Here is a 26,239-nt window from a genome sequence, read left to right as displayed (position 1 = left end):
CGCGATGGTGGGGAGGGCGCCGTCCCGGCGGTCGTGGGGCGACCGCGGACGTGCCGGTTCGGGGAAGGGCGGAGCGCGCCGTCACGGCGTCACTGATCGCCGAACGGGGCGCGGTGGGCAGGGGCGTGGTGGGTGCGGTACGGGGTGTCGTCCGTCATGCCCCGGGGCACGCGCACCCGGTGGGGTGGGTGGTGGCGTTCGACGGCGCGTCAGCGTCGGAGCCCGGGCGGGCGGACGACGGGGGCGGGGCGACGGGCCGTGGGAAGGATCAGGCCAGACAACAGGCACCCGGGACCGTACGGGGACACCTGCCGGGCGGCGTGTCAACAACGTAGGCCGGAGTGCTCATGCCGTGAGCATCGCAGCGCCCGGCTGAGCGGCACAAGGACTTCCCCAGGCCGTCCCAACATCCGAGACGTGCCCTGTCAGCCCCCTCGCGCGCGGGCGGTAGGGACGCGGGCGCGGGCCGCTCCGAGCGGCGGAGAATCGTTCATCTGGGCGCAACACGAAGGAGACCGGGAGGACCCGTCCGCACCGTCGCGGCGGCCGTCGCACCCGGGGCGGAACGGCGGACGGGCCGCCCGCGCACGACGGGCGGCCCGGGCTCAGGCGGTGACCCGCTCCCCGTGGGCGGTCCGGGCGAACTCCTCCGCCAGGAGGCCGGCCAGGGTGGTGAGTTGCCAGGACTCGCGGTCCCTGCGCCAGACCAGCCCCAGCTGCGACGGCTCGTCGAGCCCCTCGACGCCCAGGTAGCGCACGTCACTGCGGGCGGCGCGCTCGGTCAACGGGCGGCAGACCAACATCCCGTGGTCGCCGGCGGCGACGAGCGCCAACCCCTCCTGGACGGTGGAGATCCCGGTGGTGGAACGGATCGGCACCCCGCCCGGAGTGGTGGGCGGCACCCGTGCCGCCTTCCAGTAGTCCGGCGCGTCCCCCACCGGATGGAGGACGTCCACGGTGGCCAACTCCTCGACGTGCACCCGCTCGGCCCCGGCCAGCGGATGCCAGGAGGCCACGGCCAACAGCCGGTCCTGCGGCGGGAACCGGAAGCCGACGGCGAGCGCCGGCTCCTTCACCGGGAGCTCCACCACCACGGCGTCCGCCTTCCCCTCCAGCACGGCGGTGAAGGGCGAGCCGAGCGGGATCTCGCTCAGCACCAGCGCCACCTCGTGGTGCACGCGCAGCCGGCGGAACGCCTCGGTCACCTCCTCGTAGACGCTGCCGTGGAAGCCGATCCGCAGCTGGCTCAACGTGCCGCTGCGCGCCCGCTCGCGCGCCCGGACCACCACCGTGGACAGCGCCTCGAAGGCGGGACGCACGTCCTGCACGAACTGGGCGCCGAACCGACTGAGCGCCACCCGCCGGCTGGTGCGGTCGACCAGCCGGACCCCGACCCGCCGCTCCAGACCGGCGACCAGCTGGCTCACCCTGCTCTGCGAGCACCCCAGCCGCTCGGCCGTCCGACCGAAGTGCAACTCCTCGGCCAGCACCAACAGGCACTCGATCTCCTGGACGTGGACCTGGTTCATGGCGTCCCCCTCGACGTCCTCATGGATTACCCATACTGATCGAACCTTGAGGAGATCGTCGTTGTTCCGGTTCCGGCGCGGTGTTTGGCTGGTCGGCATGGTCTCTCACGCGCCGGTGCAGCACACCGGGTCCGATACGGAACGCACCACGCCCTGGCAGTGGGTGTCCGTCCTGGTGCTCTCCTTGAGCACGTTCGTGGTCGTGACCTCGGAGATGCTGCCCGTCGGGGTGCTCACCCCGATGGCCGACGGCTTGCGGATCGCCCCCGGCTCCGCCGGGTTCAGCCTGACCATCACCGGTCTCGTCACCGCCGTCACCGCTCCCGCGGTCCCCCGACTGCTGGGAGCGCACGACCGGCGCCTGGTGCTCGTCGTGGCCATGGTGGTGCTGGCCGCGGGCAACGCCCTCACCGCGGTCTCCCAGGGCTTCGGGCTGCTCGTGGTCTCCCGGATCGTCCTGGGCATCGGCATGGGGGCCGTGTGGGGGCTGGCCGCCGCCGTCGCCACCCGGTTGGTGGCCCCCCGCAACACGGCCCTCGCGGTCTCCGCCACCGTCAGTGGGGTGGCTGCGGCATCCGTGGCCGGCGTGCCCCTCGGCACCCTGATCAGCAACGGCTTCGGCTGGCGCGCCGCGTTCGCCGCGCTCGCCGCGGGCTCGGTGCTGCTGGCCGCCGGACTGCTCCTGACGCTGCCCCGACTGCCGCGCCCCGAGGACCCGCAGGGCGCGGACGCCGTCGCCGGCCACGAGGGGCTGCTGCGCAGCCGGCCGGTGGTCTCCGGGCTGGTCCTCGTCCTCCTCCTCGTCACCGCCCACTTCGCGGCCTACACCTACGTACGGCCCGTGCTGGAGGAGCGGACCGCACTGGCGCCGGGATCCATCGCCCTGGTCCTGTTGGTCTACGGCCTGTTCGGGCTGATCGGGAACTTCGTCGCCGGTTCCCTGGCCGCCCGGCGCGCCCGCGGCACGGTCCTCGGCCTGACGGGCGGCATCGCCCTGTCGATCGGCCTGCTCGCCCTGGTCAGCACCACCGCGCTGCTGACCGGAGTCAGTGTCGCGCTGTGGGGGCTGACCTACGGCGGTCTGTCGGTGGCCGGTCAGATCTGGATGACCCAGGCGGCGCCGCACCGCGTCGAGCACGTGACCGGCGTCTACGTGGGCGTCTTCACCGCGGCCATCGCCCTGGGCGCCTTCCTCGGCGGCACCGTGGTGGAGGGCGCCGGCATCACCACGCTGCTGTGGAGCGCGGCGGTACTGGCCGCGCTGGCCCTGGCCGTCGGGTTCGCCGGGAAGCCTGGTGGAGCCCCCGCGACGGTGCCCGCCACCGGAACGGGCGCCCTGCCCGGGTGAGCCGGGTCGGCGCGCTGCCGCGCCCGGGCCGTCAGGACGATCGGCGCTCCGGGGCGCAGGCGTCCGCAGGGGAGGGGCGCCGGTCCACCGGCGCCCCTCCCCGCGCGGTCGTTAGTTGGCCAGGGCCCGCCCGCCGGGGCTCCGGGCGAACTCCTCGCGCGTGCAGACGCACAGGTAGGCGTCCTTCTCCGGCTTCGCTATCCGCTCGACGATCGTGAAGCCGGCGTGGGCGAAGACCTCGTGCGCCGCGGTGTTGCGCACATCGGGCTCCATCACCACCCGGCGGGTCGCGGGGTCCGCGAAGAGGGTGTGCACGGCGCTGGTGATCGCCGCCCGGGTGAAGCCGTGCACGGGGGCGGTGGTCGGCGCGACGAGGAAGTGCAGACCCACGTCCCCCGGCTCCGGCGGATAGAGCCCCACCAGGGCCACGTGACGGGGGTCGTAGCGCTCGATCAGATAGGCGGGGACGCCGTCGACCAGGCCGATCAGGGCGTCGTGGTGCTCGTCGACGGCGATCGCCGCGTACTTCTCCTCGATGTCCTGGAGCGAGTCGTCCTGCATCATCCAGTACGCCGACTTGGGATGGGTGACCCACCGGTGGATGAGCGCGGAGTCGGTGGCCGGATCGACGTGGCGGACGGTGAAGTCGGCTGGGTCGGCCGTCCGGGTCGGGGTGCGGTCGGTGTCCGCGGTGTCGTCGAGGTCGCGCGTGCGCATGGGAACCCTTCTCTCGGATGCACGGCCCTGACCGGGTACGGGCGGTACGGTGCCGTGCGGGCGGGTCGGCGGAGGGCGCCGGTGAACACGAGGGCGGAGAGGGGCGGTTGGGCTCCGATCGGCAGTGCTCCACAGCCGACTCCGGGTCGGTGCACGGCTGGCGATCGGGAACTCCTCGTGGCCGTCGTGGGATGGGGCGCTCTAGATCGTCCCCGGAAGGAGCGACTTAGGCAAGCCTTGCCTTGGGGGTGTTCGTGCGTGCCCGTCCGGGGGCCCGTAAGGGACGGGCCCCCGCTGCGACGCCGCCCCGTCCCGACGGCGGGCGGTCGGGTCCGTCCGGGGGTGACATCGCGGGGCCGGTCGGAGCAGCGTCCGGGGGCGCGGTCCGGTTCCGGGTGCGGGACGGTCCTACGGTGCGCCGGTGAACGGACCGCGCGTGACCCGTAGCCTCGCCGCCGCCGTGCTCGGCGGACTCGCCCTCGTCACCCCCGCCCTCGCCGCGCCCGCCCAGGAGGAGTGGGTGCGGACGGGGGAGGGGATCACCGCCGGGATCAGCGGCATCGCCGTGGTGGCCCGGGGCCCCGCCGGCGTCGACACCGTGGTGGTGCACGACAACAAGCGGCCGGGGGAGCCGCGGATCTCCCGGATCGGGCTGGTGCCCGGGTCCGCGCCGGTCGTCCGGGTCCTCCGCTGGCAGGGCGGCGACCGGGACCCGGTGGACCTGGAGTCGTTGAGCCCCGTTCCCGGGGCCCCGGGGGAACTCGTCGCCCTGGAGAGTTCCGGGCACGGCTTCCACCTGCGGTTGACCGGGGAGACGGCGCAGGTGCTCAGGGAGTTCACGGTGCCCGGAGCGGACGCGGTCGACCCGGCGGGCCACCGCGACAACTACGAGGCGTTCTTCCTCGCCGGAACCCCGGGTCGGCTCACCGCGGTGTGGGCCCACCGGGGCCAGGACGCGGACCCGGCCGTCCTGCACGCCGCCGCTCTCGACTGGACGGCCCTCGCCTTCGGCGCGCGCGACTCGGCCCCGGTGCGGGTGCCGTACCCGGCGGCCGGCGTGCGGCACGTCAGCGATCTGACGGTGTCGCCCACGGGCCGGGTGACGGTCACCTCTGCCTCCGACGCCGGGGACGACGGACCCTTCGACTCCGCGGTGTACGACGTCGGCCGGGTGGAGTCCGACCTCTTCGGCCGCCCCCGAACGGTGCTGCGGGACGCCCCGTTGCGGATCGCGGTCTTCCCCGGCCACAAGATCGAGGCCCTGGCCTGCGGCCCCGCGGCCCAGGGCGTGCTCGGGACGGACGACGAGAACGCCGGCGGCCGTCTGCGCGCCGCCACGGTCTGCCCGCTCTGAACCGACCGGGCCGCACCCCCGCGGCGCGGCCCGGGACGTCCACCCCCTCCCGGACGAAGTGCCGCCCGGCCTCCGGAACTCCGGACGGCTCCACCGGCCGGGACCCGGGGACCGCGGCCGCGGCCCGCCGCCCCGGCTCAGGGGAGGCCCCCGACCCCACCGGGGTCAGCCCGCCGGGCGGACCCCGCCTCCCCGCGCCACCGGGTGCCCGTCGACCAGGTCCACGCTCTCGCCCGTGCGGGACGACAGCACGGCCGCGGCGGCGATCCGCACCGCCGCCACTCCGTCCCCGGGGCTCACCCGCGGCGGCGGTCCGCCCGCGAGGGCGGTGGTGAAGTCCCGTAGCTGGGCGAGGTACGGGCCGTCCGCGGGGCCCGGCGCCGGTCGGCCGCCGGCCGCGGAGTCGTGCTCACGCACCCCGCCCGGGCCGGTGACCCGGAACGTCGTGCGGAACGGCAGGTCGCCCCGCCCCCAGGTGCCGTACACCCGGCTGACCGCGCCCGACGCGTGCGTGAGCACCGCCGCGCCCTGCACCAGCGGGGCGCCTCCGGGTCCGGGCGGCCGGCTGCGCACCCCCGCCCGGACCCGGACCACCTCACCGGCCACCCACCGGGCGCAGTCCATGTCGTGGATCATGAAGTCCATCAGCACGCCGCCGGAGGACGCCGCATCGGCGAACCACGAAGCCCGCCCCGGGTGGGCGCCGCTGCGCGTGAACCGCAGCGCGGACGGAGGACCGAGCTCGCCGCGGGCCACGGCCCCGGCCAGCGCCGCGTACGCCGGGAAGTACCGCACCACGTGCGCCGGGAACAGCAACACCCCGGCCTCCTCGGCGGCGCGGGCGATCTCGGCGGCGTCCGCGCCCGTCAACGCGAGCGGCTTCTCGCACACCACCGGCCGGCCGGCCCGGATCGCGGCCAGCGCGAGGGGACGGTGCTCGGGCGTCGGGGTGCAGACGTCGATCACGGTGCTGCGGTCCAGCAGGTCGTCCAGGTCCCGGGCCACCGTGACGCCTTCGGCGCGGTAGCGGTCCGCCAGCACGGCCGCCCCGTCCCGCGCCGACAGCACGGTGACCCGCGCGCCCAGTGCCAGCCAAGCCGGCAGGTGCGTCCGGGCCATGGACCCCGCACCGATCACCCCCACCACGAGTCCGGGGCCCGCCGTTGCCGTCCGTGCGCGCGTCACCCGCATGCCCCTCCCGCTCGTCCCCCGGACCGGGGGTGATCAGGACTCTGGCACACCGGCCGCCCGGGGGGAACCTCCCCTACCGGGCCGTCCCGGACACCGTGCGCACTTGACCTCAAGATTGATTGAGGTCCTACCGTCCCAGGCATGTCGATGGAGATCACCGCCTGGACCCAGCTCAACGGACTCGTCCACGCCCAGCAGGCCCGCCCCTTCACCCGGGCCACCCTGCGCCGCATCGGAGAGTTCGCCCGCCCCCACCGCACGCCCATCATCCGCTTCCTGATCCTCAGCGCCCTCACCTCGCTCCTCGCCGTCGTCACCCCGTTGCTCGCCGGCCGGATCGTCGACGCCCTCGTCAGCGGCGGCCCACCGGGCACGGTGGTGCGCATCGCCCTGCTGATCGCGGTGATCGCCGTCGCCGAGGCCGGACTCGGCCTGCTGGAGCGCCGGTTGTCCGCGGCGCTCGGCGAGGACCTGATCCTGGACCTGCGGCGCGCGGTCTTCGACCACGTGCAGCGGATGCCCGTCGCCTTCTTCACCCGCACCCGCACCGGCGCCCTCGTCAGCCGGCTCAACAACGACGTCATCGGCGCCCAACGCGCCTTCAGCAGCACCCTGTCCGGGGTGGTCGGACACGTGGTCACCCTGCTGCTCACCCTGGTGGCGATGCTCGCCCTCTCCTGGGAGATCACCCTGCTCGCCCTCGCGCTGCTCCCCGTGTTCGTGGTGCCCGCCCGACGGATGGGGACCCGGATGGCCTCCCTCCAACGAGAGGCCACCCAACTCAACGCCGCCATGGGCACCCGGATGACCGAACGGTTCTCCGCCCCCGGCGCCACCCTCGTCAAGCTCTTCGGGCGGCCCGGCGAGGAGTCGGCCGAGTTCGCCGCGCGGGCCGCCCGGGTCCGTGACATCGGGGTGCGCACCGCCATGGCCCAGTACACCTTCATGACCGCGCTGACCCTGGTCTCCGCGCTCGCCCTCGCCCTGGTGTACGGCCTGGGCGGCTGGTTCGCCCTGCACGGTGCGCTGGAGCCCGGGGCGGTGGTCGCGCTGGCCCTGCTGCTCACCCGGCTGTACGCCCCGCTCACCGCCCTCGCCGGGGCCCGGGTCGAGGTGATGAGCGCCCTGGTCAGCTTCGAGCGGGTCTTCGAAGTGCTCGACCTCAAGCCGCTGATCGACGAGCGGCCCGACGCCCGGCAGGTCCCCGAGGGCCCGGTGGCGGTCGAGTTCAGCGACGTCCGCTTCGGCTACCCCGCGGCCGACCGGGTGTCCCTCGCCTCGCTGGAGGAGGTCGCCGCCCTGGACACCCGGGAGGGCGGCGAGGTGCTGAAGGGCCTGAGCTTCCGCGCCGAACCGGGGGAGACCGTCGCCCTCGTCGGTTCCTCCGGCGCCGGCAAGTCGACGATCGCGGCGCTGGTGCCCCGGCTGTACGACACCGACGCCGGAACGGTGCGCGTCGGCGGCGTCGACGTGCGGGACCTGTCCGCCGACTCGCTGCGCGCCACGGTCGGGATGGTCACCCAGGACGGGCACCTCTTCCACGAGTCGGTCCGCGCCAACCTGACGCTCGCCCGGCCCGACGCCACCGAGGACGACCTGTGGGACGCCCTGCGCCGCTCCCGCCTCGACGGCCTGGTGCGCTCGCTGCCGGACGGCCTCGACACCGTGGTCGGCGAACGCGGCTACCGGCTGTCGGGCGGCGAGCGCCAGCGGATGACCATCGCCCGACTGCTGCTCGCCCGGCAGCGCGTGGTGATCCTGGACGAGGCCACCGCCCACCTCGACAACACCTCCGAGGCCGCCGTGCAGCAGGCGTTGGCGGAGGCGCTCGCCGACCGGACCGCCGTGGTCATCGCGCACCGGCTGTCGACCGTGCGGTCCGCGGACCAGATCCTGGTGGTGGAGGGCGGCCGGATCGTCGAACGCGGCACCCACGAGAGCCTGTTGGCCGCCGACGGGCGCTACGCCGAACTGCACCGCACCCAGTTCGCGACCGATGCCCGGGCTGCCGATCCGGTGCCGGCCGCCGTCCGGGCCTCGGAACGGGCCTGAACCGCCCTCCGTCCGTGCGGACCCCGGGTCCGCACGGACGCCAGGCCGCTCACTCCCCGGACCCGGCCCCCTGTACCGGGCCCAGGGCGAGCAGATAGGGGACGTCCATCAGCAGACGCCCGTCCTCGGCACGGTTGTGCGCGGCGAAGAGCGCGGCCAGCGCCTCCTGAGCGGCGCCCCAACGGCCCGCCGCCTCCAACGCCGAGCGGTGGCCGCGCAGCGGCCCGGGCTTCTCGGCGAAGGCCCGCACCGCGTGGTCGACGGACGGGTAGCCGACGCGGACCTCCCGCACCGGGGTCTCCAGGGCCACCGGAAGCGGGGCGAACCAGCGGCGGACCCGGTGCCCGTCCCCCCACCGGGTGGGCGCGTCCACCGCGGGCGGCGGTTCGGGCAACGCGGCGGTGACGGTCGGGGCGATCCGGCCGAACACCCCCTCGGGCGTCCACGCGGCGAGCGCCAGCCAGCCGCCGGGACGGCACACCCGGACGAGTTCCGCCGCGGCGCGCCGCGGGTGCGGGGCGAACATCACCCCGAAGGTGGACACCACCACGTCGAAGGAGCCGTCCGGGAACGGCAGTTCCCCGGCCTCCCCCTCGACGAAGCGGGTCCGCCCGCCGAGGCCGGCCGCCGCGGCGCGCGCCGCGGCCACGGCCAGCAGGTCGGCCGCCGGATCGAGCCCCACGGCCCGGGCGCCGGCCCGCGCGGCGGCGAGGGCCGCGGGCCCGGTGCCGGTCCCCACGTCCAGCACCCTCAGGGCCGTCGCCGGCCGCGTCGACGCGGCCCGGTCCAGTACCCGGGCCACCACCTCGTCCGCCGCGTGCGCCCAGGCGTCGCCCGCCGCCGCGTACCCGTTGGGCCCCGCCCCCGACCACGAGCCGCTCATCGGGACGCCCCGTCCACCAGTCGGTGCAGCGTCAGCCCGTCGGGGGCCAACCGGGCCGGCAGATCGGACAGTTCGGTGATCTCGTCGAGGTGGACGACCCCGAGTGGCCAAGGGGCGTGGAGCAGGTGACGGGCGGTGTGGGCGGCGACCAGGGCGGTGAACCGGCTCTGCCGGTGCCCCCGGACGGCGTAGCCGACGCGTCGCCCGCCGCGGTGCGCGTCGACCCGTACCGCGAAGGCGTCCCCGCCCGAGTGCACCCGGCCGAACAACGAGGTCAGCAGCCGGCCTGGTCCGGGCCGGGCCGCGAGCCGCAGCAGCCCCGTCGCGCGGGCCCCGAACAACAGCGCCGTCAGCAGCCGGGAGTCGAGGCACAACCGGGTGGTCACCCGGGGCACGCCCAGGGTGCGGGCCGCGGCGTGCTGGTCGGAGAACGGGAAGGGGTGGGCGGTGCGCCGTCCGAAGCCGGGCAGCGAGGTGCGCAGCCGGCGCCCGGCGGTCGGCGCGGCCAGGTGCGCCACGGTCCACCGCACCGCGTCGGCGCCGTGCCGTTCGCCCGAGCCGAGCAGCACCGTCACGTCGATCCGCTCGGCGCCGCCGACCTCCTCGTGGGCGCGGCGGGCGAGCAGGTTGGTCAGCCCCGGGGCCACCCCCACGCTGAGCACGGCCGTTGCCCGGGTCCGCACCGCCGTCTCCCGGAGCCCCTCGACGGCGGCGAGCAGGCCGGCGTCGGCCCCCACGTCGACCAGGTGGATGCCGCGCTCCAGGCAGATCCGGGCCACCGTGGCGTCCGGGGGCTCCACGCACAGCACCACCACCGCCACGTCGCCGAGGTGGTCGAGCACCCGCTCGAAGCCCCTCGGGTCGGTCACGTCCACCTGCACCCCGCCGTGGCGCCGGGCCCGCTCGGCGCTGCGCCCGCCGGGCACCACGCGCCCGGGGAACCACCGCTCCAGCGTCGCCGTCACCCCCTCGCCCACCGCACCGTAGCCGCCGGGCACGAGGATGCGCCCGGCGACTCCAGAATTCGCTGTAGTCATACTCCAGTGAACCACACTGTAGTGTCACTACAGCAAAATGGGTGCGCGACCCCGTCCCGCGGGGAGGCCGGCCCGCCCGTCGTCGAAGGAGCCGCCGTGACCGCCCCCGTCACCCGCGCCGAGAAGGCCCGGCGCACCCGGCGTCGCATGCTGGACGCCGCCGCCGGGCTGTTCGTCGAACGAGGCTGGACCGGAGCCACCGTCGAGGACATCGCCCGCCGCGCCGAGGTCGGCGTGCAGACCGTGTACTTCACGTTCGGCAACAAGCGCGCCCTGCTGAAGGAGGTGCTGGACACCGCCATCGCCGGGGACACCGACCCCGCGGCCACGCTGGACCGCCCCTGGGCCCGTGCGGTCCTCGCCGCCCCCGACCCCGCGGAACAGCTGACCCTCCAGGCCGCCGGCGCCCGCCGGGTGCTGGAGAGGGCCGCGCCCGTCCTGGAGGTGGTCCGTGCGGCCGCCGCCTCCGAACCCGAACTCGCCGAGCTGTGGCGCACCAGCATGGAACAGCGCCACACCGTCCAACTCGCCTTCGCCCGGGCCCTGGTGGACAAGACCGACGGGGGGCTGCGCGACGGGCACGACGCCGCCTCCGCCGCCGACCTCGCCTTCACCGTCCTCGGCCCCGAAACCCACGGCCTGCTGGTGACCGTCCGCGGCTGGTCCCCGGACCGCTGGGAGCGCTGGGCCGCCGACGCGCTGGTGCGCCAACTGCTGCCCTGACGGCCGGGCACCCCGGCGGCGCCCCGCCCCTGCTCCGTCTCCCCGCTTCCGGTCACTCGATATGACGATCGGCCCGCCGGGGTGATGGATTCGCGGAGGTGGATTTGTTAGGTCCCTGCCATGCCCAAGCACACCCGACCGCTCGTCCTCGCCGCCCTGGTCACCGCACTCACCTCACTGGCGGCCCCCGCCCTCGCGGCCCCCGCCCCGCCCCCCGGGCCCCCGGCCGGTGCCGGACCCTCGTCCACCGGGACCCGCGCCGAGCCCGCCCCCCTGCACCGCGCCACCGTGCCCGTCCCGGGGCAGTACATCGTCACGGTCAAGAGGGACACGACCCCGGACGCCGTGCTCAAGAAGGCGGCACCGACGGCGAGGCGGCTCTTCACCTACACCGCGGCCCTGCACGGCTTCGCCGCCAAGCTCACCCCCGCCCAACTGACGGCGGTGCGCGCCCTGCCGGGGGTGGAGTCCGTCGAGGAGGACGGCACCGCCGAGGCCACCGCCCCGGCCGCCAGCTGGGGACTGGACCGCATCGACCAGCCCTACCTGCCGCTCGACCAACAGTTCACCGTGCACGGCACCGGCGCCGGGGTGACGGCCTACATCGTCGACTCCGGCATCGACTACCGGCACGCCGACTTCGGCGGCCGGGCCACCCCCGGGTTCGACGCGATCGGCGACGGCAGGGGCGGCGCCGACTGCAACGGACACGGCACCCACGTCGCGGGCACCGTCGGCGGTGCGACCTACGGCGTGGCCCGCCAGAGCTCCCTGGTCAGCGTGCGGGTCCTGGACTGCGCCGCCCGCGGCGCCTGGTCGGGCATCATCGCCGGCTTCGACTGGGTCGCCCGCAACGCCCGCCAACCCGCGGTCCTCAACGGCTCCCTGGGCGGCGAACGCAGCGAAGCGGTCAACCGGGCGGTCGACAACGTCGCCGCCCGCGGGGTGCTCCCGGTGATCGCCGCCGGCAACGACGCCAAGGACGCCTGCGACGTCTCCCCGGCCAGCGCCGCCTGGGCGCTCACCGTCGGCGCCACCGACCACCGGGACCGGGAGACCGACTTCAGCAACTTCGGCCCCTGCCTGACCCTCTACGCCCCCGGCAAGGACGTCGTCTCGGCCCGGGCGGGCGGCGGCAGCCTCGCCCTGGACGGCACCTCGATGGCCAGCCCGCACGTCACGGGCGTCGCCGCGCTGTACAAGGCGGTGCACCCCTCGGCCACCGCCGAAGAGGTCGGCACCTGGATCGTCGGACAGGCGACCCGGGACGCCCTGACCGTCAGCAAGTCGTCCCCCAACCGGATGCTGTACACCGGCGGTCTGTGACCCCCGCCGCCCCCGTGGAGCCGTACCGGACCGCGGGGCGTGGGCCGTGCCGTCGCCGGCACGGCCCACGGCGGCGGGGCCGCTTCAGCCCACGAGTTCCACCAGGTCGGCGACGGCGTGCTCGATGTCCGGGAGCGCCAGCATCGCCAGGTGCGCCCGGCGCACCCCGGCGGCGATCGTGCGGTCGGCCAGGACCGCACGACAGGTGTCGGCGATGCCCTGGGGGGTGGCGTCGGCGGCGTGGCGGCCCAAGCCCAACTCCTCCACCCGCTGGGCGTTCGGATGCTGGTCGCCGAACTGCGGGAGCACCGCCATGGGCGTGCCGGTGCGCATCGACTCCCGCACGCTGTTGAACCCGCCGTGGGTGAGGAAGAGGTCGACGGTCTCCAGCAGCAGCGGCTGCGGGAGGCGCTCGGTCACCCGGACGTGCGAGGGCAAGCCGGCCACGTCCACCGTCAACCCCATGGACGTCACCAGCACGGTGCACTCCTCCAGCAGGGCCGCGGCCCGGAGGATCGTCCGCAGGCTCTCCTCCGGGTGGGGCATCGGCAGGGGCATCGCACCGCTGTCCGTCTCCAGTCCCCACTGGAGCATCAGCGGTGCCGCGGTGCCGATCGAGGCGAACACCAGCGGCCGGTCGGTGGGGAGTTCCGTCACCCAGTCGGGCAGCGCCAGCGCCCGGTCCACGGCCAGCGCCTGCCGATAGGTGCGGGCGCCGGGCAGGAACTGGGCGAAGGAGTAGGCCTCGGGCACGCAGTCGATCCGTCCGAACGGGATGATCGACAGCGGGTCCTCCCGGACCGGCAACCCCTGCTCGGTGCGGGAGGCGTTCAGCCCGGGCAGGAGGTCCGCCGGGTCGAGGGAGTTGCTCGCCCCGGAGGGCGTGGGCAACTGGGGGATGCCGCGGGCCTCCCCGATCAGCACGCTGCCCAGGTCCATCCCGTCGCGCAGGATCAGGTCGGGGGCGAAGTCCTCGACGACCGGCAGCAGCACCTGTTGCAGATCGAGCGCCATCGACCGGGACAGGCCCGAGACCATCAACTGCTTCATCTGCTGGGCGCGTTGTTCCTCGTCGAGGTCCTCGCGCGCGGCGAGGGCCTGGAGCCGGGGCACCTCGCGGTACCCGGGCATGACGTCCGGCAGGAGGGCGGCCACCCGGACGTCCTCCCGGGCGAACACCGAGGCGATGATCGGCGTCGTGACCACCTGCACCGTGTGTCCGCCTGCGGCCAGGGCCCGTACCAGCGGAAGCTGGGCGCGACCGTGGGACGGACTACCGAGGGTGGTGACCAGTACGCGCACGAAGAGGGCCTTTCTCCTGGGGTGTTGTCGGATCTCGCCCTCCCGGTCGGGCGGCGCGCGGCTCTGACGCGTGCGCCGCGACGAGGGGGAGGGGAGCGGGGCGACGGGCGCCCGGTGCGTCCGCCGGGCGGTGGCCGGCGAGCCTGCGTCGGCGGCCCCGCCGGTTCCTCGGGCGGTGTGGTCCACCTGCCGCCGTGACCACCACCGGCACCGACCGTAGGAGCGGGCCCCGTGCGGGTCAACGTCGAGAGCGGCCCGCTGGCCACTTCTGATCATGACCCGTCCGCGGGGTCGAGCGTCCGGGAAACACGTCGAGGCCACCTCGGAGAGCGCACCTTCGCGGTCCGCACTCCGACCGTGCGCCGGGTCGGCCCGACGATCACCTGCCCTCCACCTCGGCGCAAAGAAGACCCTCCGCGCGCACCGGCCCTCCCCGGACCGCCGTGCGGCCGGATGGGTGCGGCGGGGACGCTGACGTTCCTCGGACACGGCAGCGCCCCCGGGGGCTACCGGGTGGCGCGCCCCTGGGCTGCCGCGGCCAAGGCGGCTGCCAACTCGGCGTTCACCTCGGCCTGTTGCGTGGTCAGGTAGAAGTGCCCGCCGGGAAACGTGCGGATGCGGAACTCCGCGGTGGAGTGCTCGCGCCACCGATCGGCCTCCGCCACGGTGGTCTTCGGGTCGTCCTCTCCCACCAGCACCGTGATCGGACAGTCGACTCCGCGGTGCGCCGCGGGCCGGTAGGTTTCGATGACCCGGTAGTCGCCGCGCACCGCGGGCAGGGCCATGCGCAGGATCTCCTCGTCGTCCAGGACGTCCGCCTGCGTGCCGTTGAGCCGCCGCATCTCGTCGAGCAGACTCCGGTCGTCGCCGAGGTGCGTCCGTTCGTCGCGGAAGGTGACGGGTGCGCGTCGGCCGGAGGCGACGATGGCCCGGGGCGCGGCCCGCGTGCCGGCGAGCGCGAGGGCCGTCTCGAACGCGAGTACCGCGCCCATGCTGTGCCCGAAGTGGACGGTCGGCAGGGGCTCTTCGCCTTCCAGGACCGGGGCGATGCGATCGACGTACTCCGAGACGCTGCGCACCAGCGGTTCGTGTCTGCGGTCCTGGCGGCCCGGGTACTGGAGGATCACGACGTCGGCGGAGGCGTGGGCGGTGGCGACGGGATGGTAGAAGCTCGCGGAGCCGCCCGCGTGCGGGAAGCAGACGAGCCGGACACGGGCGTGGGGTCGGGGTCGGAAGCGGCGCAGCCAACGCTCCCTCTCGGTACCGGGCAGGTGCACGGGGTCTCCTCGGGACGGTCATCGGTGACGGGTGGGGTCCACTTCTCACCGCAGGGATCATCCCCGGCATCGGGGGCTCCTCATGCGGACTTCCGGCGAGGAACGGGGGAGCTCCCGCTCTCGTTGACGCCGCGGGACCCCCGGCCCCGCGCGCCCGAACGGGACGAACCCGGCGACGGCGCGTCCGGAACCGGCGTGGGCCCCCTCCCCGCCTCCCGACCGGGCCGACGGCGCCCGCCGTGCCGCCCCGTCACGTTGCCGGGAGGCACGGCGGCGCTCGGCCACCGGTCGGAGCCGGCGCTCAGCGGAAGCGTTCGGGGTGCAGGCCCCGCGCGAGTTCCGCCACCGCGTGCGGCGGCCGGACCCCGACCAGCGTGGCGGCCAGCGGAAGCGTCACGAACCGCTCCTCGCGGACCGCGGGCACCTCGGCGAGCGCCGGATGGGAACGCAGGAACTCCTTCTTCCGCTCCAGGCTGCCCCCACCCTCGTAGTCATGGATCACGATGGCTTCGGGGCGACGCTCGGCGACCTGCTCCCAGGAGACGTCGCCGAAGACCTCGTCCAGGTCGGCGAAGACGTTGCGTCCCCCGGCCAGGGCGATGACATCGGTCGCCAGGCTCCTGCCGCCCGCCGTGTACACCGTCTTCTGCCCGCTGTCGTACACCAGCACCGGCACCGCCCGGGCGCCCCGCACGGCCCGGTGGGCGTCCTCGACCCGTCGCCGCAGTTCCGCGACCAGCCGGTCGGCCCGCTCCCGCACGCCGAACACGCTGCCGACGGCGCGGATCTCCGCATAGGCGTCGGCCATCGACGTCCGGCCCCGCCCGCAGTACTCAAGGTTCAGCCGGGTGTCGATGCCCGCCTCGGCGAACGCCTCGCGGGAGCGGCCCTCCTGCGCGGCGAACGCGCTGTCGAATCCGCCGTACACGAAGTCCGGTTCGGCGGCGAGCACCGTTTCGAACGAGGGCTCCCGCTCCGACAGGACCGGCAGTCCGCGGAACTCCCGTGCGTGCCCGGGCAGCGGAGCCGAATCCGGGAAGGCGGTCCCCACCAGCCGGTCCCCGAGCCCGAGCGCCAGCATCACCTCGGTGGGGTGCTGGTGGATGGTGACGACCCGCTCGGGCGGCCGCTCGTAGGTGGTGCGCACCCCGCAGTTGTCCAGGGTGACCGGGAAGCCGGCTGCGGGCGGGGCGTCCCGGCCGCCGGGCCGCCCCGGGGCCCCGGTACCGCAGCCGGCGAGCAGGGCCGAGGCCAGGACCAGGGCGGACGCCCGACGGAAGCGGACGGAAGCGGCGGTCACCGCGGGCGCACGGCCCGCAGGACCAACCGCTCCGCGTTCTCGTCGTAGGGGCGGGCGTCGAACCCGCCGAAGACCTCGATCTCCTCGAACCCGGCCTCCGCCACCATCGCGCGCAGTTCCACGGCGCTGTAGACGAACCACACCAGGGCCGCCCGGGTCACCCGCTCCCCGCGCACCAGCACCCAGTCGCTGCGCAGCCGGGCCCAGTCGTCCAGCACCGTGTCGGTCTGGACCATGAGGTCCTCGCCCTGCCGGACGACCTTGGGCGGGGTGACCCTGCGCGCCAGGAGCTCCTTGCCCGCGAGGTCGAGGAGGAGCGTTCCGCCGGGCGTCAGGGAGGCGTGCATGGTGCGCAGGACCCGGGCGTTGTCCTCGGGGTCCTCGAAGTACCCGAAGGACGTGAACAGGTTGAGGACCACGTCGAACTCGCCGGGGGCGGAGTACTCCAGCACGTCGGACCGCACGTACCGCGCGGCCACCCCCTCCCGGGCCGACCGCTCCCGGGCCCGTTCCAGCAGGGCGGGGCTGCGGTCCACCCCGGTGACCTGGTGCCCGCGCCGGGCCAACGGCACCGTGAAGACCCCCGGTCCGCAGCACAGGTCGAGCACCCGCGACCGCTCGGGGAGGTCGAGCAGGGGGGAGGAGCTCAGCAACTCCTCGCCCTGGGCGAACCGCTGCCGGGAGAACAGGAAGTCGTAGAACTCGATCCAGAAGTCATCGTCCTGGAATCCGCCCGTGTTCGCCATGGGGTTGGGGTGTCCCTTCGGGGTCGTCGTGGTGGAGGTGGTGCCCTGCGCGTCGGGTGCGCCGGAACAGCGGAACGAGGAGGAGCGGCGGGAGCAGCAGGCACTGTGCGGCGGCGGCCAGCCAGAACCAGCCCGTGCCACCGGTCCGGTCGGTGAGGTCGTAGAGCACGCCGCCGACCAGTGCGCTGACCCCGGCGCCGACCCCGGCCGCCAACCGCTGCTGGCCGAAGACGACCGCATCGGAGCGCGGGCTGCGGCGCAGCGCCTCCAGGTCGTTCTTGAGGAACAGCACGATGTCGCCGAGGGTGATCAACACCCCGCCCGCCAGCAGCGCCGGGCGGGTGCCGATCGCCAACACCGCGAGCCCCGCGGCCAGTCCCGCGAAGCCCGTGCCCAAGGCCCACGGGTAGGACATCCGCGCGATCGCCCCGGAGGCCACCGGCTGGACGACGATCACCAGCAGGAAGCAGACCAGGAGCACCAGGCTGTAGAAGGTGCTCGACGCGCGCTCCACCGCATAGACGGCCAGGTAGTGCTGGAAGTGGAAGTACAGGTAGAACGCCAGGGCGTTGGCCGCGAACGGGAGGACCGCCACCCCGGTCAGCAGCCGGGCGTCCGGGTCCGGCGTCCGCGGCGCCTCCTCCCCGGCCGCGGGCAGCCGCACGTGCCCGGCGGCGACCACGAGGAAGAGCACCGTGGAGGCCAGGAACACCGGCCCCGGCGAGGACAGCACGAACGGGCCCGCGATCAACGGCCCGAGGGCCATGCCCGCGTTGAGGGCGGCGTTCCCGGCGGACAGGAAGGCGGGCCTGCGCTCCTCGTCCACCCGGTGCACCAGGTAGCCCTTGTTGGCCGGGAGGTAGAGCGCGGCCCCGGCACAGGTGAGGACCAGCGCGCCGACCGCGAGCGGTGGCCAGCGCAGCGCCAGGAGCAGCCCGAGGAAGCCCGCCGTGCGGATCGCCAGGGCCCAGAGCATGGTGCGCCGCAGCCCGATCCGCTCGGTGAGCGCCCCGCCGAGCACCCCGCCGGAGAACTGCACCAGCGAGGCGACGGCGAGGACCACGCCCACCGTCCCGAGGCCCATCCCGAGCCGTTCGTGCAGGAACACCGACATGAACGGCAGCACCATGAAGCTGCCGAGCGGGATCAGGAACGAACTGAGCAGCAGGAACCGCAAGGGCCCGGTCAGGGTCGCCAGGGCGGCGCGCAGGGGTACCCGTCCGGGCGGGTCAGCCACCGGCGCCTCGTGGGGTCCCGGGGAACGGCCGGGTCAGGACCCGGACCGTGTTGGCCGCCGCCACCGCGCGGTGGGTGGCCAGTTCCGCCGTCTCGGCCTCGGCGTAGACGATGCCCGCGTAGCCGCGGCTGTCGTCGAGGTGCTCGATCGGGTCGCCCGCCCGTTTGATCGGGTACCAGACGGGTGCACCGGGCAGGTCGGCCAACCGCTCCAAGCCGGCGACGCCCTCGAACACTCCGGGCCGTTGCGGATAGCCGAGGACGAAGGCGACGGCCGGTCCGCCCGGCGGCATGGTGTCCATGAGCCGGGGCCTGCGTCCGAGGGCGGCCTCCACCATCGCCTCGTAGACGTTGACGCCCAGCGCCCGGCACAGCCCCTCCCCGACCAGGGCGCCGCCGATCCGGGGATTGATCTCCACCACCTCGGGCCCGTCGGCGGTCAGCACGAACTCGACGTGCGCGAACCGGTCGGTGTAGCCGACCGCCGCCAACACCCGGTCCAACCAGCGTTCCAGCTCCGCCCGCTGCGGTTCGGGAAAGGCGACGGGGAACGCGGTGATCTCCTCGCGGAAGAGCGGTTCCGGGGACATCAGCCTGCTGGACACCCCGAGCAGCCGGGTGCGGCCCGCCCAGGTCAGCGTCTCGGCGCTGTACACCGGGCCGGGGAAGAAGGGCTCCGCGAACAGGCGGCCCATCAACTCGCGCTGCCCCGCCTCGGCCAAGGCCGCGTCCAGTTCGGCCTCGTCGCGCGCCAACCAGACGTTGCGGCTCCCGGTGCCCGCGGTGTCCTTGAGGATCGCGGGCAGACCGGTGTCCGCGAGGACCCCCTTGCGCAACTGGGCCGGGTCGGCGCCCTCGGTGGCGTCCCCCCGGGTGAGGCCCGCCCCGTGGAGCAGGGAACGGACCCGCGCCTTGTCCCGGGTCAGCCGCAGCACCTGCGGATCCAGCCCGGGCAGGCCGAAGGCGGCCGTCAGTTCGGCGCTCACCAGCATCCAGGTGTCGGTGGAGCCGATCAGCCCGTGCAGTTCGGGCGTGCGCGCGAGTTCCGCGGTGACCGCGGCGACGTCGAAGGTGTCGAGCTCCACGACCTCCAGCGCGCCGGGCGGCAGGCGCTCCAGTTCGTACCCGTAGTAGGCGGGGTCACGGGTCAGCAGCACCAGCCGCTCGTCGAGCGCGTCCGCGGCACGGACCAGGTGGCCCAGTCCGAAGGTGAGGGATTCCAGGCAGACGACCGTCACGCGGCGTCCTCCTTCCGTTCGTCCGGGCCGGGCGTGCGGTCCCACGCCATCGTCGACCAGGGCATGGACATCTGTTGCGGCGAGTCCACCTCGACCGGCGAGAGCCCGGCCGGGTCGAGGGCCTCGGCGTGCCGGGCGTGCACCCGGCTGACGTACCGGTGCCCGGTGTCGGCGCCGACCACCAGGTGGACCCGGTCGGGATGGCGACGGGCCTCGTGGGTGGCGGTGAGGTAGGCCGCGCCGGTGGACAGCCCGGCGAACACCGCGTGTTCGCGCAGGAGGGCGACCGTGCCGGACATGGCGTGGGTGAAGTCCATCCAGTGGACGGCGTCGTAGAGGTGGTGGCGGACGTTGTCGAAGGGGATGGAGGAGCCGATGCCGGCGATGATGGCCTCGGGGTCGTGGTGGTCCTGACTGCCGAAGGTGACGCTGCCGAAGGGCTGGACGCCCACGAGCCGCACGGACGGGTCGCGCTGCCGCAGCCGCTCCACCAGCCCGCCGGTGGACGCCCCGGAACCCACCCCGCCGACGACGGTCAGCGCCGCCTCGGGCAGCGCCTTGACCAGCTGGTCGGCGACCTCCTGGTAGCCCAGGTAGTGGATGTCGTCGTGGTACTGGCGCATCCAGTGGACGTCCGGTCGTTCGGCGAGGATCTCCCGCACCCGGCGGACCCTTAACTCCTGGTCCAGCTTGAGGCTCGTCGAGGGGGCGACCTGTTCGACGCTCGCCCCGAGGACCTCCAGTTGGGCCCGGGTGGTCTCGTCGACGGTGGTGGAGGCCACGATGTGGCAGCGCAGGCCGTGGCGGTGGCAGGCGAGGGCGAGTGCGTAGGCGTAGATGCCGCTGGAACTGTCGACCAGGGTCTGTCCGGGCCGTACGGCGCCCCGGTCGAGCAGGTGCCGTACGGCGGCCAGCGCCGAGTAGACCTTCATCGACTCGAAGCGGATCAGGACCGTGTCCGGGGACAGCCGGACGAGGTCGGGGGTCTTGAGGGCGTCCGCGATATGGGGGTGGATCACCCGTATCCTCCTTGGGCGAAGGCGCATTGGTGGCCGTGCGAGTGGAAGAAGGCGGAGAGTTCGTCCCGGGTCGAGAAGCCGATCGGGCGGGTGAACAGGAATCCGACCAGGGACCCGGTGTGGGCGACGAAGACCCCGTCGGCCCCGAACTCCTCGCGGTGGGCCAGGGCGGCTTCGAAGGTCCGTTTCGGCAGGACCTCCTGGGAGAGCAGGGCGCTGGTGGTCGCGGCGCGGGCCACGGCCGCCGGGTCGCCGGCGGCGAATCCCTTGAGCAGGTCGGTCAGGCAGCGCTCGTACTCCCGTGCCCGCCGCCGGTACTGCTCCAACAGCGCAGGGGTGACGGCCGCGGTGTCCACCCCGCCGGGCTCCACCGCGTAGGCGGTGTGGAAGCCGATGTCGGTGCCGAGTTGTCGGACCACCCGGTGCCGGGCGCTGAGGTACAGCGCGAACTCGTCGAGGAAGACGCTGTCGGCCCGCTCGATCCGGGACAGCACCCGGGTGACGAGGGCGGGGTCGTAGGGCAGGGAGAAGGTCCGGAACAGACAGCGCAGGGTGGCGACGACGTCCGCCGTGGAACTCGCCATGCCGACGCCCACGGGCAGTTCGGAGTGCGTGGTCCAGCGACCCGGCGGCAGGGTCAGACCGTGGTGGTCGAGGAAGAGGTCGACGGCGGCCGTCGCCTTGGCGCCCAGCGGAGACGGCCCCGGGGGCGTGCGCCCCGGGGAGAAGTACACCCAGGAGTGGCGGCCCACCGGGAACGAGACGAGGGCGATGTCCGGCTGGGCGGCCGGACGCAAGGGGCCCTGGTACAACTCGCCGAGTGTGCCGTGGCAGACGCCCGCGAAGGTCCGGGCGGCCCGCTCGTCGCCGGAGGGCATCAGCGGTGTGCCTCCCGGGGCCGGGCCGTCCGGACGGCGTCTCGGGCGGACGGATCGCTCTGACCACTCGTCACGGACCGTTCCTCCTTGGTCATGCAGGGGCAATCGGGTCGTACGGTCGTACGGTCGTGCGGACGGGGGTGGGGGAGGGCGCGTGCCGTCGATGAGCGACGGACGCCCGCACCGCGGGCCCAGTCCCCGGAGCCGCCGTGAACAGCGCGCACGGTTCCGTACGCGCGCAGCGGCAGGTCTTCGGACTCGTGGGCACGAGCCCGGGGGCTCCCTACCGGCCGTCGCTTCCCGGCGCTGGTGGCGCCAGTGCCGATGACGGCCTTCGTTCCCACTCACCGCTGCGGGACAGTCCCGGACTCGCACCGGGTTCCCTCTTGCGACGTGACGCCTGAGGCGGCACGAACCGACTGCGGTGGCAGCGTAGGACGCGCACTCCGAACGACGACAGGGGGCCGTGGTGCGGGTTGGCCTGTTGTGATCGTCGAGGAGGGGTTTCGAACGCCGTGCGTCCGCAGGCAGGCCCCCGTAAGCGATCTTCGAACGGTCCCCTCGCTGCCGGCGGCGAAGGAAGTTGTCGTGAAACGTTCCCCCGCCACCCGCCTGCCGCCGATGCGGAGGGGAACGCGGGACGGTCCGGCGCGCGCCGCGCGGAGAACGGCCGTGAACGTTCGTGAATGAACCTCAGTCGATGAGCCCGCGCCCGTGCTGACGTGCGCGCCGATCCCGTCGACCGGCCGTCTGCCGGGGCCCCTCGGGGGCGGCACCACCGACCCCGAACGCGTAGACTTCCTGGAATGAGTCAGCGCCGATCAGCACCGGGCCGCCCGCGTACCAAACCCGCTGAGGAGCGGCGCGCCGACCTCCTCGACGCCGCCGAGCGGGTCTTCGCCGAACGCGGCATCGACGCCGCGCGGATCGATGAGATCACGGAGCGCGCGGGCGTCGCGATCGGCACCTTCTACCTGCACTTCGGCTCGAAGCGCGATCTCATGCTCGCCCTCCAGACCCGCTTCATCGACCGGCTGGTCGAGCGGCAGGACGCCGTGGTGCGGCAGTTGCCCGCCGACGACTGGGCCGGACGCGTGGACGCCTGGCTCAGCGACGCGGTCCACGCCTATCTGGAACACGCCGAACTGCACGACGTGCTCTACGGCCACACCCCCATCAACGCCAAGGCGACGGTCCAGGCCAGCCCCGAGAACGCGCACGTCGAAGCCTTCCGGCGGCTCATCACCGAGCGCCCGGACCCGCCCGCGGACGCCCCGGACCCCGCCATGGCCGCGATCCTGATCTACGGCGCCTGGTACGGGGCCACCCACGCACTGCTGCACCACGAGGCCGAGGAGATCGACCGGCTCGCCGCGGAACTCATCGCCGCCATCACCGACCTCACCCATCGCTACCTGCGCATCGAACCCTGACGGGGCGGGCTGCCGGCGGCCCGTGTGACGACCCCCGGCAGCGCTCGGATCAGACCGCGTTGGCGATCCGCCAGTGCCGTGCCCGCTCGTACTGCTGGCTGAGGCGCGCGAACGCCCCGCCGGTACGGAGCAGCTCTTCGGGCGTGCCGGTCTCGGTGACCCGGCCCTCGTCGAGCGAGACCACGTGATCGGCCGCCGCCAGCGTGGCGGGACGGTGCGCGATCACGATCACCGTGCGACCCGGGTCGTTGCCCAGGTTCGCGATGGCCTGCGTGATCGCCGCCTCGTTCTCCGGGTCGAGCGCCGAGCTGGCCTCGTCGACCAGCACGACCCGCGCCCGCTTGAGCATGGCCCGGGCGATCGCGACACGCTGGCGCTCGCCCCCCGACAGCTGCGCTCCGCCCTCGCCCACCCGGGTGTTCCAGCCGTCGGGCAGCCGGTCGATCACCTCGTCGAGCCGTGCCGCGGTGGCCGCCTCCCGGAGCTCGTCCCAGGTCGCTTCGGGGTGCGCCAGGCGCAGGTTGTCCTCGATGGTGTCGTCGAACAGGTAGACGTCCTGGAAGACGATCGCGATCTCGTCCAGCAGGGTGCTCGGATCGAGTGCGCGCACGTCCACGCCGCCGACGCGCACCTGCCCCTCCTGGACGTCGAAGAAGCGGGCGATGAGCCGGGTGACCGTCGTCTTCCCGGAACCGGACGGCCCCACCAGCGCGGTGGTGGTGCCCGCCGCGCAGCGCAGGGAGACGTCCCGCAACGCGGGGGCGTCACCGCCCGGGTAGGTGAAGTCGACGTGCGAGAACTCGATGTCGGCCTGCTCGATGGTCCGCACCGGCTCGGCCGGCACCGGAAGGGCGGGCGCGGCCAGCAGGTCCTCGATGCGCGCGATCTGGTTCCGCATCGCCCGCAGCGCCCCGATGAGGTCGATGAGGTTGCCGAGCGGCTCCAGGAAGCGGGCGGAGAGCACCAGCAGCGCGATCGCCTCGGCGACCCCGATGCGCTCGCCGAGCATCAGCCCGGCGGCCAGCGCGAGCACCGCGACGAAGCCGCCCATGATCACGGCGGTGTATACGAAGAACGGGCGGCGCGCACGACGCATGCCGTCCCGGTAGGTCTCGCGGTGGTCCTCCAGGGCGGCACGCATGCGGGGCGTGCCGTCGGCGTGGCCGGCCGCCCGCAGCACCGGCTGGGCCTGGCCCAGCTCGATCGCCCGGCTGGCGACCCCGGTCGCCGCCTGCTCCAACTCGATCTCGGTGATCTCGGCGATCCGGGCGGCGCGCTGGAGCGCCCACCAGGCGACGAGCGCGATCAGGCACAGCAGCAGGGCCATCCGCCAGTCGACGAAGAAGGTGATGGTCACGATCGTGGCGGGCAGCAGGGTGGAGGTGATCGCCGGTCCCGCGACGGTCACGGCCAGGTGCGCGGCGTTGCCCACGTCCGCGGTCACCCCGCGGGCCAGTCGCGCCTTGTGCTCGGCGGTGAACCAGCCCAGGGTCAAGGTGCTCACATGACGCATCAACCGCCGCCGCAGTTGGGCCGCGAGGACCCCCGACGCCTTGAAGCCCACCGGGGTGGCGACGATGCTCAGCACGGCGTACGCGAGCGCGCAGACGCCGCCCAGCACCAACCACGGGGTGGCCGCCCCCAGATCGGGATCGGGGCGCACCACGGCGTCCAGGATCGGCACGAGCAGGCCGAGCATCAGACCCTGTAGTACCGCCTGCGCCGCCGTGAGCAGCCACAACCGGGCCAGCACCTGCGGCTGCGGCCAGAGCCGGTACAACCGACGGATCATGCGAGCACTCCTTCTTGTGCCGCCCACATGCGGGCGTACAGCCCGTCACGGGCGAGTAGTTCGGCGTGCCGGCCCTGCTCGACCAGGCGTCCGCCGTCGAGGACGAGGATCTGGTCGGCGCCGGCGATGGTGTGCAGCCGGTGCGCGATCACGATCACCGTCTTGCCGACCGCCAGGGTGGCCAACGCTTCCTGGACCGCCGACTCGCTGTCGGCGTCCAGGGCGGCCGTCGCCTCGTCCAGGACCACGATCGGCGCTCCGGACAGGATGGCCCGGGCGATCGTCAGCCGCTGGCGCTCCCCACCGGACAGACCGCCGCCGCCCGCGTCCAACGGGGTGTCGTACCCCTGGGGCAGCCGCTCGATCACCTCGTGGACGTGCGCGGCCTCCGCCGCCCGCCGCACCTCCTCGTCGCTGGCGTCCGGTCGGCCGATGCGGATGTTCTCCGCCACGCTGTCGCGCAACAGCGCCACGTCCTGGAACACCAGCGACATCGACGCCAGCAACTCGGCGGACGGAACGGACCGCACGTCGACGCCGCCGATCCGGACGGCCCCGTCCGACACGTCGTAGAAGCGCGGCAGGAGGCTCGTGAGCGTGGTCTTCCCGGCGCCGGACGGCCCCACCAGGGCGGTCACCTGCCCGGGCGGACACACGGCGGTGACCTCCTCGATCGCGTTCTTCGTCCCGTCGTAGGAGAACGAGACGCGGTCGAACTCCACGCCGTGGCCCTGCGGGGACTGCGGGCGCTCGGGCTCGGGCAGCGAGGAACGGGACAACAGTTCCTCGATGTTGGCGGCGCCCATCCGGCCCTTGCGCACCCCCTGGGCGGCGCTCACGGCCGGCAGGATCGAGTTGGGCAGTCCGATGGCGACGACCAGGAACGCCACGAGGTCGGCGACCCCGAGCGATCCCCGGTCGACGAGCACCAGCCCGGCGGCCGTGACCGCGGTGAGGATGGCCATCTCCGACCCGAACAGCCGGGAGGCCGCGGAGCTGTAGCGCACCTCGGCGACCCAGGCCCCGAAGGCATTGGTGTGCTCGTCCACGGCGTCGTCGAAGCGGCGCATGACGCGCCCCCCGGTGCCGAAGGTCTTGACGACCTGGATGCCGTCGGCGTACTCGACGCTGGCGGCGCTGATCCGCGCGTCGGCGGCGATCAGGCGGTTCATGTGGGTCGTCATGGACCGCATCGAGATGCGGTAGAAGAGCCCCATCAGGCCCAGGACGCCCAACACGACCAGGGCCATGGTGACGTCCACGGAGAGCAGGTAGCCCGTGGCGACCGCCATCACCGTGACCGCTCCGGTCAGTTGGCCCAGGGCGTGCGCGATGACCTCGTGCATCTCCTCCAGGTCACCGGTCATCGCCCGCTTGACCTTGCCCGAGCCGGAGGCACGGAACCAGCCCAGCGGCAGGGTGCCGAGGTGGCGCACGATCCGCACCCGTACGTCGTGCAGGATCTTCGCGTCCGCGTAGTGACCGACCCGGGCGGACTGCACGAACAGGATCAACCACAGGCTGGCCCCGGCCGCACCGATGCCGACCCAGGTCCAGATGGCCGTCCGCGAACCCCCGGGGTCGTCCAGCATCAGACGGGCGATCTCGGCGACGGCGATGTAGGGCAGGATGCCCGCCGCCGCGCTCAGGGAGGACAGGACCGCGCAGACGACGAGGTGGGTGCGGATGGGGGCGAAGAGGCGCATGAGTGCGCCCGGACCTGCCAATCCTGGTGTCTGCGACGACGATGTTGATGGTTTCATTAGGGTAACCTAACATGGCGACTGAGGCTCATTCAATAATGTGCACATCACCCTCAGTGGCTTGTTCGTGCCATTCCGTGAAGGGAAAACCGCTT

21 protein-coding genes and 1 riboswitch are annotated in these 26,239 nt (G+C 73.9%); of the genes, 6 read left to right on the top strand and 15 right to left on the bottom strand.

Annotated features, from left to right (window positions below; genetic code table 11):
- Positions 1-605 precede the first annotated feature (605 nt).
- Positions 606-1,529: a LysR family transcriptional regulator gene (locus tag ACSMX9_RS00565; protein ID WP_445398980.1), complete on the bottom strand. Its 924-nt coding sequence runs from the start codon at positions 1,527-1,529 to the stop codon at positions 606-608.
- A 97-nt stretch (positions 1,530-1,626) separates the two neighbouring features.
- On the opposite strand from ACSMX9_RS00565, the gene ACSMX9_RS00560 reads away from it, so the two are divergent.
- Positions 1,627-2,877 carry an MFS transporter gene (locus ACSMX9_RS00560; RefSeq protein WP_445398978.1) on the top strand — a complete coding sequence of 417 codons (1,251 nt, stop codon included), beginning with the start codon at positions 1,627-1,629 and terminating at the stop codon, positions 2,875-2,877.
- Between the two features lie 111 nt (positions 2,878-2,988).
- On the opposite strand, the gene ACSMX9_RS00555 is transcribed toward ACSMX9_RS00560, so the two are convergent.
- Entirely contained in the window at positions 2,989-3,594 is a 606-nt protein-coding gene (locus ACSMX9_RS00555) for a GNAT family N-acetyltransferase (protein ID WP_445398976.1), read from the bottom strand.
- Positions 3,595-4,015: 421 nt separating this feature from the next.
- Here ACSMX9_RS00555 and ACSMX9_RS00550 point away from each other — a divergent pair, with 421 nt between their 5' ends.
- Complete coding sequence (locus ACSMX9_RS00550; RefSeq protein ID WP_445398974.1) at positions 4,016-4,948, top strand: hypothetical protein; 933 nt, start codon at positions 4,016-4,018, stop codon at positions 4,946-4,948.
- Between the two features lie 165 nt (positions 4,949-5,113).
- Here ACSMX9_RS00550 and ACSMX9_RS00545 read toward each other — a convergent pair whose 3' ends face one another.
- On the bottom strand, positions 5,114-6,133 hold the full coding sequence (locus ACSMX9_RS00545; RefSeq protein WP_445398972.1) for a Gfo/Idh/MocA family protein: 1,020 nt from the start codon (positions 6,131-6,133) through the stop codon (positions 5,114-5,116).
- A 147-nt stretch (positions 6,134-6,280) separates the two neighbouring features.
- Here ACSMX9_RS00545 and ACSMX9_RS00540 point away from each other — a divergent pair, with 147 nt between their 5' ends.
- Entirely contained in the window at positions 6,281-8,191 is a 1,911-nt protein-coding gene (locus ACSMX9_RS00540; protein WP_445398970.1) for an ABC transporter ATP-binding protein, read from the top strand.
- A gap of 49 nt (positions 8,192-8,240) precedes the next feature.
- Here ACSMX9_RS00540 and ACSMX9_RS00535 read toward each other — a convergent pair whose 3' ends face one another.
- Entirely contained in the window at positions 8,241-9,074 is an 834-nt protein-coding gene (locus tag ACSMX9_RS00535) for a class I SAM-dependent methyltransferase (protein ID WP_445398968.1), read from the bottom strand.
- A complete protein-coding gene (locus ACSMX9_RS00530) occupies positions 9,071-10,111 on the bottom strand; it encodes a saccharopine dehydrogenase NADP-binding domain-containing protein (RefSeq protein WP_445398966.1) in 1,041 nt (346 codons plus the stop codon). The genes ACSMX9_RS00535 and ACSMX9_RS00530 overlap by 4 nt, the downstream gene beginning before the upstream one ends.
- 96 nt (positions 10,112-10,207) lie before the next feature.
- Here ACSMX9_RS00530 and ACSMX9_RS00525 point away from each other — a divergent pair, with 96 nt between their 5' ends.
- Both ACSMX9_RS00525 and ACSMX9_RS00520 read left to right on the top strand, forming a co-directional pair.
- On the top strand, positions 10,208-10,834 hold the full coding sequence (locus ACSMX9_RS00525; protein WP_445398964.1) for a TetR/AcrR family transcriptional regulator: 627 nt from the start codon (positions 10,208-10,210) through the stop codon (positions 10,832-10,834).
- 120 nt (positions 10,835-10,954) lie between these two features.
- A complete protein-coding gene (locus ACSMX9_RS00520) occupies positions 10,955-12,160 on the top strand; it encodes a S8 family peptidase (RefSeq protein ID WP_445398962.1) in 1,206 nt (401 codons plus the stop codon).
- Positions 12,161-12,244: 84 nt separating this feature from the next.
- Here ACSMX9_RS00520 and ACSMX9_RS00515 read toward each other — a convergent pair whose 3' ends face one another.
- From ACSMX9_RS00515 to ACSMX9_RS00480, 8 genes are all read right to left on the bottom strand, one after another.
- Positions 12,245-13,462 (bottom strand): glycosyltransferase, encoded by a 1,218-nt coding sequence (locus tag ACSMX9_RS00515; protein ID WP_445398960.1) that lies wholly within the window; start codon positions 13,460-13,462, stop codon positions 12,245-12,247.
- Between the two features lie 506 nt (positions 13,463-13,968).
- Positions 13,969-14,739: a thioesterase II family protein gene (locus ACSMX9_RS00510; RefSeq protein WP_445398958.1), complete on the bottom strand. Its 771-nt coding sequence runs from the start codon at positions 14,737-14,739 to the stop codon at positions 13,969-13,971.
- Positions 14,740-15,040: 301 nt separating this feature from the next.
- Positions 15,041-16,039: an ABC transporter substrate-binding protein gene (locus ACSMX9_RS00505; protein WP_445398956.1), complete on the bottom strand. Its 999-nt coding sequence runs from the start codon at positions 16,037-16,039 to the stop codon at positions 15,041-15,043.
- Positions 16,036-16,785 (bottom strand): class I SAM-dependent methyltransferase, encoded by a 750-nt coding sequence (locus tag ACSMX9_RS00500; RefSeq protein WP_366115984.1) that lies wholly within the window; start codon positions 16,783-16,785, stop codon positions 16,036-16,038. The genes ACSMX9_RS00505 and ACSMX9_RS00500 overlap by 4 nt, the downstream gene beginning before the upstream one ends.
- Complete coding sequence (locus ACSMX9_RS00495) at positions 16,754-18,022, bottom strand: MFS transporter (protein WP_445398954.1); 1,269 nt, start codon at positions 18,020-18,022, stop codon at positions 16,754-16,756. Before ACSMX9_RS00495 ends, ACSMX9_RS00500 begins: the two co-directional genes overlap by 32 nt.
- Positions 18,015-19,259, bottom strand: a complete 1,245-nt coding sequence (locus ACSMX9_RS00490) for an ATP-grasp domain-containing protein (protein WP_445398952.1) — start codon at positions 19,257-19,259, stop codon at positions 18,015-18,017. Before ACSMX9_RS00490 ends, ACSMX9_RS00495 begins: the two co-directional genes overlap by 8 nt.
- Positions 19,256-20,278 (bottom strand): cysteine synthase family protein, encoded by a 1,023-nt coding sequence (locus tag ACSMX9_RS00485; protein ID WP_445398950.1) that lies wholly within the window; start codon positions 20,276-20,278, stop codon positions 19,256-19,258. The genes ACSMX9_RS00490 and ACSMX9_RS00485 overlap by 4 nt, the downstream gene beginning before the upstream one ends.
- A complete protein-coding gene (locus ACSMX9_RS00480) occupies positions 20,275-21,156 on the bottom strand; it encodes a GHMP family kinase ATP-binding protein (protein WP_445398948.1) in 882 nt (293 codons plus the stop codon). The genes ACSMX9_RS00485 and ACSMX9_RS00480 overlap by 4 nt, the downstream gene beginning before the upstream one ends.
- A gap of 226 nt (positions 21,157-21,382) precedes the next feature.
- Positions 21,383-21,591, bottom strand: a riboswitch (cobalamin riboswitch).
- Between the two features lie 371 nt (positions 21,592-21,962).
- On the opposite strand from ACSMX9_RS00480, the gene ACSMX9_RS00475 reads away from it, so the two are divergent.
- Complete coding sequence (locus tag ACSMX9_RS00475; protein WP_445398946.1) at positions 21,963-22,589, top strand: TetR/AcrR family transcriptional regulator; 627 nt, start codon at positions 21,963-21,965, stop codon at positions 22,587-22,589.
- A gap of 49 nt (positions 22,590-22,638) precedes the next feature.
- Here the strand turns inward: ACSMX9_RS00475 and ACSMX9_RS00470 are convergent, their stop codons facing one another.
- Positions 22,639-24,381: an ABC transporter ATP-binding protein gene (locus ACSMX9_RS00470; protein ID WP_445398944.1), complete on the bottom strand. Its 1,743-nt coding sequence runs from the start codon at positions 24,379-24,381 to the stop codon at positions 22,639-22,641.
- Complete coding sequence (locus tag ACSMX9_RS00465) at positions 24,378-26,087, bottom strand: ABC transporter ATP-binding protein (RefSeq protein ID WP_445398942.1); 1,710 nt, start codon at positions 26,085-26,087, stop codon at positions 24,378-24,380. The genes ACSMX9_RS00470 and ACSMX9_RS00465 overlap by 4 nt, the downstream gene beginning before the upstream one ends.
- Between the last annotated feature and the right edge of the window lie 152 nt (positions 26,088-26,239).

Source organism: Streptomyces sp. LE64, from assembly GCF_052606915.1.
Note: the sequence above shows the minus strand (reverse complement) of the source record. Positions and strands in the feature narration are given on the sequence as shown.